This is a genomic window from Streptococcus sp. STC1396, assembly GCF_058933875.1.
Map to the genome: position 1 here is coordinate 68,914 of NZ_JBZYCU010000008.1, position 13,506 is coordinate 82,419.

15 protein-coding genes are annotated in these 13,506 nt (G+C 42.5%); 10 read left to right on the top strand and 5 right to left on the bottom strand.

From position 1 onward, the window contains the following. The first annotated feature begins 16 nt into the window (after positions 1–16). Together AC5FEC_RS04245 and AC5FEC_RS04250 are read left to right on the top strand one after the other, a co-directional pair. A complete protein-coding gene (locus AC5FEC_RS04245) occupies positions 17–427 on the top strand; it encodes an HIT family protein (RefSeq protein ID WP_037617288.1) in 411 nt (136 codons plus the stop codon). Between the two features lie 9 nt (positions 428–436). Then, positions 437–721: a hypothetical protein gene (locus AC5FEC_RS04250; protein ID WP_234551003.1), complete on the top strand. Its 285-nt coding sequence runs from the start codon at positions 437–439 to the stop codon at positions 719–721. A 47-nt stretch (positions 722–768) separates the two neighbouring features. Here AC5FEC_RS04250 and lytR read toward each other — a convergent pair whose 3' ends face one another. The 5 genes from lytR to AC5FEC_RS04275 all read right to left on the bottom strand — a co-directional run bounded on the left by lytR (position 769) and on the right by AC5FEC_RS04275 (position 5,314). Then, on the bottom strand, positions 769–1,962 hold the full coding sequence (lytR, locus tag AC5FEC_RS04255) for a glycopolymer--peptidoglycan transferase LytR (protein ID WP_493661400.1): 1,194 nt from the start codon (positions 1,960–1,962) through the stop codon (positions 769–771). Between the two features lie 7 nt (positions 1,963–1,969). Further along, the gene (locus AC5FEC_RS04260; protein ID WP_493661401.1) at positions 1,970–2,491 is read right to left on the bottom strand and encodes a GNAT family N-acetyltransferase; all 522 of its coding nucleotides are present in this window, start codon (positions 2,489–2,491) and stop codon (positions 1,970–1,972) included. Then, positions 2,484–2,924: a tRNA (adenosine(37)-N6)-threonylcarbamoyltransferase complex ATPase subunit type 1 TsaE gene (gene tsaE, locus AC5FEC_RS04265; RefSeq protein ID WP_217473157.1), complete on the bottom strand. Its 441-nt coding sequence runs from the start codon at positions 2,922–2,924 to the stop codon at positions 2,484–2,486. Before tsaE ends, AC5FEC_RS04260 begins: the two co-directional genes overlap by 8 nt. Before the next feature lie 201 nt (positions 2,925–3,125). Continuing rightward, a complete protein-coding gene (locus tag AC5FEC_RS04270; RefSeq protein ID WP_037617301.1) occupies positions 3,126–4,547 on the bottom strand; it encodes an NCS2 family permease in 1,422 nt (473 codons plus the stop codon). Positions 4,548–4,711: 164 nt separating this feature from the next. Further along, positions 4,712–5,314, bottom strand: a complete 603-nt coding sequence (locus AC5FEC_RS04275; RefSeq protein ID WP_037617303.1) for a DUF1361 domain-containing protein — start codon at positions 5,312–5,314, stop codon at positions 4,712–4,714. 159 nt (positions 5,315–5,473) lie between these two features. Here AC5FEC_RS04275 and AC5FEC_RS04280 point away from each other — a divergent pair, with 159 nt between their 5' ends. The 8 genes from AC5FEC_RS04280 to AC5FEC_RS04315 all read left to right on the top strand — a co-directional run. Further along, positions 5,474–6,286 carry a Cof-type HAD-IIB family hydrolase gene (locus tag AC5FEC_RS04280; protein WP_037617305.1) on the top strand — a complete coding sequence of 271 codons (813 nt, stop codon included), beginning with the start codon at positions 5,474–5,476 and terminating at the stop codon, positions 6,284–6,286. Positions 6,287–6,634: 348 nt separating this feature from the next. After that, positions 6,635–7,630, top strand: a complete 996-nt coding sequence (locus AC5FEC_RS04285; RefSeq protein ID WP_493661402.1) for a PTS sugar transporter subunit IIB — start codon at positions 6,635–6,637, stop codon at positions 7,628–7,630. Positions 7,631–7,674: 44 nt separating this feature from the next. After that, positions 7,675–8,478 carry a PTS mannose/fructose/sorbose transporter subunit IIC gene (locus AC5FEC_RS04290; RefSeq protein ID WP_493661403.1) on the top strand — a complete coding sequence of 268 codons (804 nt, stop codon included), beginning with the start codon at positions 7,675–7,677 and terminating at the stop codon, positions 8,476–8,478. An 18-nt stretch (positions 8,479–8,496) separates the two neighbouring features. Further along, entirely contained in the window at positions 8,497–9,408 is a 912-nt protein-coding gene (locus AC5FEC_RS04295) for a PTS system mannose/fructose/sorbose family transporter subunit IID (protein ID WP_037617310.1), read from the top strand. A gap of 70 nt (positions 9,409–9,478) precedes the next feature. Further along, the gene (locus AC5FEC_RS04300) at positions 9,479–9,850 is read left to right on the top strand and encodes a DUF956 family protein (RefSeq protein WP_037617311.1); all 372 of its coding nucleotides are present in this window, start codon (positions 9,479–9,481) and stop codon (positions 9,848–9,850) included. A 212-nt stretch (positions 9,851–10,062) separates the two neighbouring features. Beyond that, on the top strand, positions 10,063–11,340 hold the full coding sequence (gene serS / locus AC5FEC_RS04305) for a serine--tRNA ligase (RefSeq protein ID WP_037617313.1): 1,278 nt from the start codon (positions 10,063–10,065) through the stop codon (positions 11,338–11,340). Positions 11,341–11,622: 282 nt separating this feature from the next. Further along, positions 11,623–12,904 (top strand): ISL3 family transposase gene (locus AC5FEC_RS04310; RefSeq protein ID WP_493661404.1). Its coding sequence is split into 2 segments (ribosomal slippage): positions 11,623–12,095 and positions 12,094–12,904, totalling 1,284 coding nucleotides; the frame shifts between segments, so codons are not numbered across the junction. A 271-nt stretch (positions 12,905–13,175) separates the two neighbouring features. Beyond that, positions 13,176–13,506 (top strand): IS110 family transposase (locus tag AC5FEC_RS04315; protein ID WP_493661405.1); only part of this gene is annotated, 331 nt, incomplete at its 3' end.

Below are 13,506 nucleotides of genomic sequence, written 5' to 3' on the forward strand. Positions count from 1 at the left end.
AATAGAGGTATCATTTATGGCTGATTGTATTTTTTGTAAAATTATTGCAGGGGAAATTCCAGCTTCTAAAGTCTATGAAGACGACCAAGTACTGGCCTTCCTAGATATTTCTCAGGTCACACCCGGCCATACTCTGGTTGTTCCCAAACAACATTTCCGAAACCTTCTGGAAATGGATGCAGATAGCACTAGTCAACTCTTCTCCCGTGTACCGGACATTGCCCGCAAAGTCATGAAGGTAACGAAAGCCAAGGGGATGAATATCCTTAATAACAACGAAGAAATCGCTGGTCAAACTGTCTTTCACACCCATGTCCATCTAGCTCCTCGCTATGAGGAGACGGATGGCCTGCAGATTAGCTTTGAAACTCACGAACCAGATTTTACAGCCTTGGCTGAATTAGCAGAGAAGATTGCCCAAGCTTAAGGAGGAACTATGAAACTTTCAAATATTCTCCTATTTATCGGTGCCGCAACAGCCAGTTATAAGTTAGTTGAGAACCGCCAAAAAATTCAGGAAGAAGTCACTGAAACATCGGATATCTTAGACAAGATCCAGGACAATCTAGCTAATATCCAACGCAACCTTGCCATCATCCAAGAACAAAGAGACAACTTAAAAGACATCACTCAGGATTTAAGCTACAAATACAAAGTTCTTGAAAACCAAGCAACAATTCAAATCGAACAAATAAAGGATTTATGGGAATCCTATCAATAAAAAACAAGCTCAAAGTCAGCCGTTAGACCGAACTTTGAGCTTGTTTTTTACTCTGCTGTTGTAGGAGTACCGTTAACCCCTGATGTGGTAGCCGGTGCTACATAAGAAACTTCCGATGCTGTTTCTGTGTTGCTAGGCACCTCCGCCGAATAGGAATTATACCTTCCACCATAAGCTGCCGGCTGACCGGTAGTATCATAGGCTCCGCTATATCCTTCATACGAATTTGAATCTATACTCCTGAGACTATTGCCCCCCATCAAATCTTCATAAAGAACCGCATTGGTTTTCAAACTTTTTACCAAGTCCAGCCCCAAAGTTTTACGGATTAGGTTTTGCATTTCAAGCAAATGCTCTGAAGTTACCAACTGATAGCTGCCACCGTCTGCCAATGTCGCGTCTTCTCCGCGCAGCTGCTCAGATTGAATATGTCTAAAAGCATCTTGATAACCTAGCAACTGAGGAATACTTCCGGAATCCAAGGCAATATTGGTCTGCATGTTATTGCTCACTGCTCGTAGAATAGCTTGATAGTGACTAACGCTATTGAGGCTCAGCACTTTTTCAACAACTTTTCGAATAACCTCACGCTGGCGTTTTTGACGGCCGTAATCTCCCTCTGGATCCTGATAGCGCATACGAGCATAGACCAGAGCCTGATCCCCATTGATCAAATGCTTACCTGGCTCAACAGTCGCGGTATATTCTGGCTCATTTTCTTCGATGGAAATCGGGAAATCAAAGGTATTGTTGACCTCAATTCCGCCAACCGCATCCACCAGCTGAACCAAGCCTTGCATGTTAATCATCACATAGCGGTCAATATGGATATTCATCAAATCCTGAATCGTCGAAATGGCTAATTCTGCGCCGCCATAAGCATAGGCTGCATTGAGTTTGGCTTCTGTCGTTTGACCATTTTCATCAATTTGAGTTAGAATGTCCCGCTCCAAACTCATCATGACCGTTTTCTTTGTTTTTGGATTAACTGAGAGGAGGATCATCGAGTCACTATTTCCTTGCCAGGCATCAGAGCGCGAACCGCTTCCTGTATCTACTCCCATCAAGAGAATCGTCAAAGGCTTGGTTTCGGCAATGACATTTGTTTCATTTCCTAAACCTTTATAAGTGCGTGACAAGGTGTCCGTCGACTGATTGTAAATAGTCCAAGCGTAAGCCCCTACTCCGATTGCCGTTACTGCGAAAAGACTTAAAAACATTAGTAAAATTTTTTTAAACATATTTCCATCAATCTATCAGCTTACCCATCAGGTAAACATCCAGAAATATCCCTTCTGTTAAATAAGCCCCTCTTTTTTGGAGGCCTTCAATTTCAAAACCTAACTCTTTATAAAGATGGACAGCCCGCTCATTTCTGACCTGAACAGTTAGCTCCAATCGTCGGAGAATGCTGTTATTTTCTGCCCAATCCAAAGCCTCTTCCAGCAGGATACGGCCGAGACCTTGATTCCAAAAAGCTTTTTTTACAACGATAAAGACTTGCCCAATATGCCGAATCCGCTCATGAAAATCCGCCGTGATACTAACAAGACCTACGATTTCATCATCGAGTAGCGCTAAGAGATAGAGCTGATTCTCTGACTCCGCTTGGTACTGAATGAAACTGGCCATCTGATCTTCATCCATCAAAATCCCAGCTTCATCTAAAGTCATATAATCCGACTCAGCCCCAACTTGATTTAGAAAAGCAATCAAAGTCTCTGCATCCGTCTGTTCTGCCTCGCGCAAGGCCAATTCAAATTCAGCCATGCTTCAGCTCCTCAAGTAGTTCCTGAGAACGGCGCCCCTTGCTTTCAAAGACCAGCTCGCGTCCATCAGCTTTCTTCAAAATTGTCAGTTTCAGATAATCATCTGGCAGACTGCCCTCCAATAATTCTCCCCATTCAATGACGGTAATTCCCTCACCAAAGAGAAAATCATCTAAGTCGATCGAGTCCGGATCCTCACCAATCCGATAAACATCTAAGTGATAAAGTGGCAAGCGGCCTTCATACTCCCGAACAATCGTATAGGTCGGACTTTTTATCATTTGCTTAATACCGAGACCCCTAGCCAATCCCTTGGTAAAGGTAGTTTTCCCCGCTCCCAAGTCCCCTGTTAAAATCAAAACATCTCGTTCCTGCAACAGGCTACCAAGACGTCGGCCCCATTCGATTAATTCTTCCTCATTATGACTAAACATTCTTTTATTATACCAAAAGATTTGGTTTTGCGCTGAAATTTTTAAAGAAAATAACATGTTTCAATACAAATCTCTAGAACGTCTATACTGACGACGTTCATGTATCTTCTGTTAAGAGATAAGACCAGTATTAGCCGCTGTATCATAAAAGGATTGTTGATACAAAAAAGAAGCTGGAAGATTTCCAACTTCTTAGTGTTCTTAAGATAAAGCTAGGCTGATAAAGTTAAGGATGAAGAGTAGATTTAAGATCCAAATCATCGGATGCACATCCTTAGCTTGACCTTTGATAACTTTCACAAGAGCATACATGATAAAGCCTGCTGCAATCCCATTTGTGATGCTGTAAGTGAAGCCCATGAAGATGGAGGTAAAGAAAGCTGGAATAGCTTCTGCCATGTCATCCCACTGGATATTTTTCAAGCTGCTCAGCATCATGATCCCTACGACAATCAAAATTGGCGCAGTTGCTGCTGTCGGAACGATGGCCAACAGCGGGCTAAAGAAGCTAGACACCGCAAAGCAGACCGCTACAACCAAGGCTGTCAAACCAGTCCGTCCGCCAGCTCCGATACCAGCTGCAGACTCTACATAAGTAGTAACGTTAGATGTTCCGGCAATCGCACCGATAGTTGTACCGATCAAGTCTGAGTACAAAGCCTTGTCCAAACCTTCTGACTCATGGTTTTCACCAGAAGTCGCTACGATACCCACTTTTTCACCCGTTCCAATCAAGGTACCGATGGTATCAAAGATATCCGTCAGAGAGAAGGCTAGGATGGCCATAAATGTCTGAGGTAGACGAGCCGTATCAGCAAAGAGAGCTCCCAAACCTTCTGGACCAACTGCCACCCCGAATACTTGTCCAAGTTCTTTCAGAGCTGTTGATAGATTATGCTGACCGAAGTCAATAGCAGATAGATCCACCAAACCAACAGCAATCGCTACGACTGTCGTTGCAAAGATGGACAAGATAATGCCACCCTTGATCCCCTTGATAACAAAGAAAATCGTGATTGCTAGACCAAGCAGTGCCAGCAAAACTGCTGGATTATTAAAATCAACCAGTCCCGGAGTTGCAGCTGAATTGGCTGTGATAGCAGCTTTGGCTTGGTCAGCTCCCTTACCAGCTACTACATAGTTGCCTGGATCGATTGAAAACTTCAACAATCCGGCATTTTTAATCCCTACATAAGCTAGAAAGACACCGATACCAGCAGAAATAGCTGAACGCAGAGCTGATGGAATGGACTCGATAATAGCCTTCCGAATCTTAGTCAAAGTGATAAAGAGCGAGATCAGACCACAGATGAAGACCATGCCCAAAGCTTCTTGCCAAGTGTAGCCCAAACTAAAGACAACCGTGAAAGTAAAGAAGGCATTGAGCCCCATACCTGGCGCCTGTGCGTAAGGAAGGTTGGCATAAAAGGCCATCATGAGCGTTCCAGCAACGGATCCGATGATCGTAGCTAGAAAGACACCTTGAGCCGGCATACCCGTTTGCGACAGCATGGCTGGATTGACAAAGAGGATGTAGCTCATAGCAAAGAAAGTCGTTAACCCAGCGAGAACTTCCGTACGAACATCCGTACCGTGCTCTTTGAGTTTAAATAATTTATCCATTATAGATAATCTCCTAAATTGTTTTATGGCAACTGATTAAAAGAGAACTCCTGATTTTCTTTAAAACAGTGCTACTTATTCGTTATTTACGAACAATAATATGATTATACTCAAAAACATTCACTTTTTCAACCCTAATGCTCCAAAAAATACTTTAACGTGTCTTATTTTTTATTTTCTCTACTTAAAAAGAGCAAACTCATCACTTGGATAAAGGTAAATCCAAGGATAAATACCAGACGTTCCCTCTGAAATGTTTCCAGTAACTTTTGGACAACTAACTGTGGCCGCGTCACCAGATCCCAAGAGTTGAGCCGGTCATAACGGCCGATATAAATTGCCAGACTCGACAGATAAGACAGGACACCTACCGCAAGCATATCCAGCCACCAAGTCAACTTCCAGCGCTCACGCAGGATATTCCAGCTTTCGATTCCGCAGTAAACCCCAAATAAAATGCTCGGCACAAAAGCCATAAATAGACGCATACTAGCATGATTCCACAGAGTATCCCCAACCCAGGTCATATGGACCAAGTCCGTCAGCATATAAAAGGTATTCGGATAAAAGACCAGCCAGACCATCAGCAGAATCGGGTAGAGCCATTTTTGCTTGTTGAAAATTGTCGTTAACACAGCAGCATCATAGGCAATCAGTGCCAAAATCATGTTCCAGATCAAATCCGGACCTTGGACACTAATCCCCTGAATATATACGACAATCGAAATCAACATGAAAAAAATGTGAATCAAAATTGGTTTGCGCATACAAGATTTCCTCCTTCGCTCGAAATATCGCTCTTTTATAGAAGAAAAATAATAAAAAACAATCGCATTTCATCTATTGAAGAAATATTATACCACAACTTGTACCATTTAAGCTTAATTCTGTTATAATAGACTGTACCATACTTGACGAGGGAAAAAATGACAAAAAAAATAATCGCCGTAGACTTGGACGGAACTCTGCTGAATTCCGAGAGTAAACTGTCTGACTTTACAAAAGAAACCATCAAAAAAATATCAGCTAAAGGACACAAGGTCATCATCACCACTGGACGTCCTTACCGCATGGCTTTAGACTTTTATAAGGAATTGGAGCTCAATACGCCTATGATTAATTTCAATGGTTCCTTGACGCACATTCCTGACAAAAAATGGGAGTTTGAGCAGTCCTTGACGGTAGACAAGTCCTTCTTACTGGATATGGTCCAGCGAAAAGAGGAAATCGAAGCTGATTTTATTGCCGGAGAATACCGCAAAAAATTCTACATCACAAATCCGGATGAAGAAATCGCAGATCCTAAGCTGTTTGGCATTGAGAATTTTAAACCGGAAAATCAATTTCAACCACAACTGGTAACCAAAAATCCTAATGCCATTTTGCTGCAAACGCACGCCACCGATAAATATGCTCTTGCTGCTGAAATGAATGCTTTTTATCAGCATAAGCTCGCCATTAATACTTGGGGAGGCCCGCTCAATATCCTAGAGTGCAATCCTAAAGGTGTCAATAAAGCCTTCGCCCTCCAATATCTGCTCAATATCCTCAATGTCGACCGCCAAAACCTAATCGCTTTTGGTGATGAGCAGAATGACACAGAAATGCTGGAGTTTGCAGGAACAGGCTATGCCATGAAAAATGCCAATGAAACCCTGCTTCCCTTCGCTGACCAGCAGCTTAAACTGACCAATGACCAAGACGGCGTGGCACATGAGCTTAACAATTTATTCTTATAAAGTCAATGGACGAGTCCTAAATAGGATTCGTTTTTTCTTATTTCAGGAAAATAAACATACTTTCAAACATTATAAATTTCATTTTTCAACTTCTGCTTTCAACTGTTTTCTTTTCATTTCATATATTAATAGATTTAATACCATTTCCTAATTTTTATCTAATTATTTAAGTGCTTAAAAGTATGAAAAATGGTGATTTAATAGGCTTTTTTCTGAGAAATTTATTTGAAAATCGATGTCACTTTAGCCTAATCACTTGCATTTTTCATGAAAACGTTTTATAATAATATCTAGCCTTAAAGTTTTCTTAAACTTAAGTCAAACATTTTATAAGGAGGAAAAACAATAATGAGTATTGGAATCATTATTGCCAGCCACGGTGAATTTGCTGCCGGCATTCATCAGTCAGGTTCTATGATTTTTGGTGAGCAAGAGAAAGTTCAAGTTGTAACTTTCATGCCAAACGAAGGTCCTGACGATTTGTATGCAAAATTCAATGATGCTGTGGCTTCGTTTGATGCGAACGATGAGGTATTGGTCTTGGCTGACCTTTGGAGTGGGTCTCCATTTAACCAAGCTAGCCGTGTCATGGGTGAAAATCCAGACCGCAAGTTCGCGATTATTACAGGTTTGAACCTACCTATGCTAATTCAAGCCTACACAGAGCGCATGATGGATGCAAACGCTGGCGTAGATGCTGTCGTTGCAAACATTATCAAGGAAGCTAAGGAAGGCGTAAAAGCACTTCCAGAAGAGCTAAATCCAGTCTTAGAAAGCGCTGCTCCTGCTCCTGCTGCTGCACCAGTTGCTCAAGCAGCTATCCCAGAAGGAACTGTTATCGGAGACGGCAAGCTCAAAATCAACCTTGCTCGTATCGATACTCGTTTGTTGCATGGACAAGTTGCAACAGCTTGGACTCCAGATTCAAAAGCAGACCGTATCATCGTTGCTTCTGACTCTGTAGCTAAGGATGAACTTCGTAAAGAACTCATCAAACAAGCTGCACCTGGTAATGTTAAAGCAAACGTTGTTCCAATTGATAAACTGATTGCTGTTTCAAAAGATCCACGTTTCGGTAATACGCACGCCCTTATCTTATTTGAAACTCCACAAGATGCCCTACGCGCAATCGAAGGTGGTGTGCCAATCAAAACTCTCAATGTCGGTTCAATGGCTCACTCAACTGGTAAGACAATGGTCAACAACGTTCTATCAATGGACAAGGACGATGTGGCTACTTACGAAAAATTGCGTGATCTCGGAGTTGAATTCGACGTACGTAAAGTACCAAATGACTCTAAAAAAGATTTGTTTGACTTAATTAACAAAGCCAACGTTCAATAATCTTAAACGTTTCGCTCTCATATTATTATGAAAGGATTTAAAACATGTCTATTATTTCTATGGTTTTAGTAGTCTTTGTTGCCTTCCTAGCTGGTCTTGAAGGTATCTTGGACCAATTCCAATTCCACCAACCATTGGTTGCATGTACCTTGATCGGTCTTGTAACTGGTAACTTAACTGCTGGTGTTATCCTTGGCGGATCTCTTCAAATGATCGCTCTTGGTTGGGCTAACATCGGTGCTGCCGTTGCTCCTGACGCTGCTTTGGCTTCAGTTGCTGCTGCTATCATCATGGTGCAAGGTGGAGACTTCACTGACAAAGGTATCACTGTTGCAACTACAATCGCAATCCCTCTTGCTGTAGCTGGTCTCTTCCTGACTATGATCGTGCGTACTATCTCCGTTGCCTTGGTTCACGCTGCAGACTCTGCTGCTAAAAATGGTGACTTTGCTAGCGTTGAACGTGCTCACTTTGTAGCTCTCCTTCTTCAAGGTCTTCGTATCGCTGTTCCTGCAGCCCTTCTTCTTGCAATCCCTGCAGAAGCAGTGCAAAACTTGCTTGCTATGATGCCTGATTGGTTGGCAGGCGGTATGGCAGTCGGCGGGGGAATGGTTGTTGCCGTTGGTTACGCTATGGTTATCAACATGATGGCAACTCGCGAAGTATGGCCATTCTTTGCTATCGGTTTCGCTCTTGCAGCTATTAGCGAATTGACTCTGATTGCCCTCGGTGCTATCGGTGTAGCTATTGCCCTTATCTACCTCAACCTTTCTAAGAAAGGCGGAAACGGTGGTGGCGGTTCTGCTGCATCTAACGATCCAATCGGCGATATCCTAGAAGACTACTAAGAAAGGAGCTGCTATATCATGACTGAAAAAATTCAATTATCACAATCAGACCGTCAAAAAGTTTGGTGGCGTTCTACTTTCTTGCAAGGTTCTTGGAACTATGAACGTATGCAAAACTTGGGTTGGGCATACGCACTCATTCCAGCTCTCAAGAAACTTTATACTAAAAAAGAAGATCAAGCTGCTGCTCTTGAGCGTCACTTGGAATTCTTCAATACTCACCCATACGTTGCTGCTCCAATCATCGGTGTAACACTTGCCCTCGAAGAAGAAAAAGCAAATGGTGCAGAAATTGACGATGCAGCTATCCAAGGGGTTAAAATCGGTATGATGGGACCTTTGGCTGGTATCGGTGACCCTGTCTTCTGGTTCACAGTTCGTCCGATCCTTGGAGCGCTCGGTGCATCTCTTGCTCTGTCAGGAAATATCATCGGCCCACTCCTCTTCTTCGTTCTTTGGAATGCAATCCGTATGGCCTTCTTGTGGTACACTCAAGAATTGGGTTATAAGGCTGGTTCTGAAATCACAAAAGACATGTCTGGTGGTATCCTCCAAGACATCACTAAAGGTGCTTCAATCCTTGGTATGTTTATCTTGGCTGTATTGGTTGCACGCTGGGTAAACGTTAGCTTTGCGCTTCAGCTGCCATCTACAAAACTCTCTGAAGGAGCTTACATCAACTTCCCTAAAGGTGCTGTAACTGGTGAGCAACTTCAAAAAATCTTGGGTGATGTTGCAGGCGGTTTGAGCTTGACTCCTGAAAAGACAAATACCCTTCAAGGACAAATTAACTCTTTGATTCCAGGTTTGATGGGACTTCTCCTTACCTTCCTCTGCATGTGGTTGCTTAAGAAGAAAGTTTCACCAATCACAATCATCATCGGACTTTTCGTTGTTGGTATCGTTGCTCGCCTAATTGGTTTGATGTAATCAAAAAGAAGGTTTCGGCCTTCTTTTTATTGTGGTATAATAGCTATATCATTTAAAAGGGAGATGTTTTATGGCGCAATCGCAAAATAAATCGATTGAATTTCAAACGACAGGAGTTTCCTATCTTGGTTTGGGTGGCAAGGTTGGGAAGTTTTTGGTCGGTGATGTCGCACTGGAATTCTACGCTGACGCCAATGTAGAAGACTATATCCAGCTACCTTGGTCAAGCATCCAGCAAATCGGTGCCAATGTCTCTGGGAAAAATATCAGTCGCCATTTTGAAGTTTTTACAGACAAGGGCAAGTTTCTCTTTGCATCTAAGGACACCGGAAAGATTCTCAAAATAGCTCGTCAACATATCGGGAATGAAAAAGTCGTCAAATTGCCTACCTTGATGCAAACAATTGGCCAATTCTTTAAAAATCTATTTGCAAAAAAATAGAAAATCCTGTATAATCTAGAAAACGGATAAGTAAGACTATCACTTCTTTCAGAAAGTCTGCGGGTGCTGCGAGCAGATAGGAGCCTAGTGTGAAATTCTACCGTTGCAATACAACTACATACATAATCAAGTGCACACCTGTGAAGTTGGATGGAACCGCGGCCTAGCCGCTCCAACAGTTTCCTCGGTGTGCTTTTATTTTTGGAGGTCTTATGTTAGATTTAAAACGTATTCGGACAGACTTTGATGCTGTCGCAGAGAAATTAGCTACCCGTGGCGTAGCAGCTGATGTTCTCAATCAAATGAAGGAAATTGATGAGCAACGACGTGATTTGTTGGTGAAAGTAGAAAATCTCAAAGCAGAGCGCAACACCGTTTCTGCTGAGATTGCCCAAGCCAAGCGCAACAAAGAAAATGCGGATGACAAGATTGCAGCCATGCAAAAACTATCTGCCAAAGTGAAGGACTTAGATGCTACTTTGGCTGAATTAGATGCTAAATTGACCGAGTTCACCACAACCCTGCCAAACATTCCGCACGATAGCGTGCCAGTCGGGGCAGACGAGGATGACAATGTAGAAGTCCGCCGCTGGGGTACACCTCGCCAATTTGACTTTGAAGCTAAAGCTCACTGGGATTTAGGCGAAGACTTGGATATCCTGGACTGGGAGCGTGGTGCAAAAGTTACTGGTGCTCGCTTCCTCTTCTATAAGGGCTTAGGAGCAAGACTTGAGCGCGCTATCTACAACTTCATGCTGGATGAGCATGGCAAAGAAGGCTACACAGAAGTCATCACTCCCTACATGGTCAACCATGACTCTATGTTTGGTACTGGGCAATATCCTAAGTTCAAAGAAGATACGTTTGAGCTGGCTGATACCAACTTCGTTCTGATTCCAACTGCTGAAGTTCCGCTGACCAACTACTATCGAGACGAAATTCTAGATGGCAAGGAATTACCAATCTACTTCACAGCTATGAGCCCATCTTTCCGTTCTGAAGCTGGTTCTGCTGGTCGTGACACGCGCGGTCTGATCCGCCTGCACCAATTCCACAAGGTTGAAATGGTCAAGTTTGCCAAACCCGAAGAATCTTATGAAGAGTTGGAAAAGATGACTGCCAATGCAGAAAACATCCTGCAAAAGCTCAATTTGCCTTACCGTGTCGTTGCTCTTTCTACCGGAGACATGGGCTTCTCAGCCGCTAAAACCTACGACTTGGAAGTCTGGATTCCAGCTCAGAACACCTATCGTGAAATTTCCAGCTGCTCTAACACAGAAGATTTCCAAGCTCGTCGAGCTCAAATCCGCTACCGTGACGAAGCAGATGGCAAGGTCAAACTCCTCCACACTCTCAACGGGTCTGGACTTGCTGTCGGACGCACAGTCGCTGCTATCTTAGAAAACTACCAAAATGAAGATGGTTCTGTGACCATTCCTGAAGTCCTACGTCCTTACATGGGGGGCTTAGAAGTCATTACAGCAGAATAAGCGAATCCACTGTGATATCTGCAATTTGTACATCGACTAGCAATCAATAACCTCTAATAAGGTCTAAGGATTCTCTTTGAAGCTATCTTCTGTCAAAATGAATTTTATATGAGAGTTTTCACCTATTTTATACAGTTGGTCAACGAAGCTAAATAAAACGGCTCTATAATTTCTGTAGTGGGTAAATCCACCGCAGGGATTATGGAGCCTATTTTGTTGTAGAAAAAAAGTCCCATATGACCTATAATGAAAAGCGACCAAACCATCATTAGAAAGAATCTTATGGAACAATTAAATTTTATCACAAACTTACTGGAAATCAAAGACCCTAACATCACTATCTTGAATGTTCTAAATGCTGGAACGCATAAAGAAATCTTCGCCAAGCTAGATTATCCAGCACCTAAATGCCCTCACTGTCAAGGACAAATGGCTAAATATGACTTCCAAAAAGAATCTAAAATCCCCTATTTAGAGTGTGCTGGATACAAGACATTGATTCGTCTAAGGAAACGGTGCTTCCGCTGTAAAGACTGTGGGAAAATGGCTGTCGCAGAGACTTCCTTAGTCAAGAAGAATCACCAAATCGCAACCATCGTCAAGAAGAAAATCACTCAAAAATTGATCGAGAAAGTCTCTATGACGGCCATCGCTGAAAGCTTAGCAGTTTCCACGTCAACCGTCATTCGTAAACTGAAAGAGTTTAAATTCAAGACAGATTTATCTTATCTTCCAACTCACATGTCTTGGGAGTGAAACAGTCTGGGGAGAGACTGTTTCAGCTGGCTTCAAGAAGGGAAAGATGAGCTTTATTGCACAGGATTTTGACTCGCTCAAGGTCATCACAATTCTGGACGGACGAACGCAAGCAACCATTCGCAATCACTTTCTGCGCTATTCCAGACGAGTCCGAGACGGCGTTAAAGTCATTACAATGGACATGTTTAGTCCCTACTACGACATCGCCAGACAACTCTTCCCTTCTGCGAAAATCGTTCTGGATCGTTTTCACATTGTACAACACCTGAGCCGGGCTATGAACCGTCTTCGCATCCAAATCATGAAGCAATTTGAGAGAAAATCTCACGAATACAAGGCACTTAAACGCTACTGGAAACTGATCCAACAAGATAGTTGGAAACTCAGCGATAAACGCTTTTATCGCCCAACTTTTCGCATGCATTTGACCAACAAAGAGATTCTGGAAAAGCTACTCTCTTACTCCCAAGAACTCCAAGAACACTATGAGCTCTACCAACTCTTGCTTTTTCATTTTCAAGAGAAACAAGCTGAGCATTTCTTTGGACTCATTGAAGATACAATTTCTTGTATAAATCCTATCTTTCAGACTGTTTTTAAGACTTTTTTGAAAGATAAGGAAAAGATTATCAATGCTTTGGAACTCCCTTACTCAAATGCTAAGCTAGAGGCTACAAACAACCTCATCAAAGTTATCAAACGCAACGCTTTCGGATTTCGGAACTTTGACAACTTCAAAAAACGCATTCTCATCGCTTTGAATATCAAAAAGGAGAGAACCAATTTTGTCCTCTCCAGATCTTAGCTGACATCAACCCACTACAGTTGACAAACATACTAAGATTAGTAGTGAAGAAATCTCCGACAGGAGAGAGTACTCACTACTTTTTCTTTATGTTAAAGTAGTGGTGTCTTGTAAAGTCGTAGGGCTCTATGGCGCTAGACGTCGCTTGACAAACTGGCAAGACACCTTGTTTTAGGTGGAGTTTGATCAAAGTATGTGGGACGCTAAACGTCGCGTATTGAAAATAAAATCACTAAAACATGGAATTATTCAAGACAAAAGAGGTAATGTCATGCGTGCAGTATTTGGAATTGATGTCAGTAAAACAAGTTCTGAGGTGGCAATTTTAGTCAACGGTGAGAAGGTTCATGGCTACACCATACTCAATGATGCCTTTGGTTTCAATCGCCTATTGGGCGACTTGAAAACTGTTCATAACCCTGAGATTATATTTGAGGCTACAGGCGTCTATTCTCGACGTCTTCAGGCCTTTCTCGAGGAATATGGTTACGCTTACACACGGCTAAATCCTCTGGAAGCTAAGAAGCAATTGGACAGTCTGCGAGTTCGTAAAACAGATAAAATTGACGCTGAAAAGTTAGCTAAATCTCAGCTTGTGCACA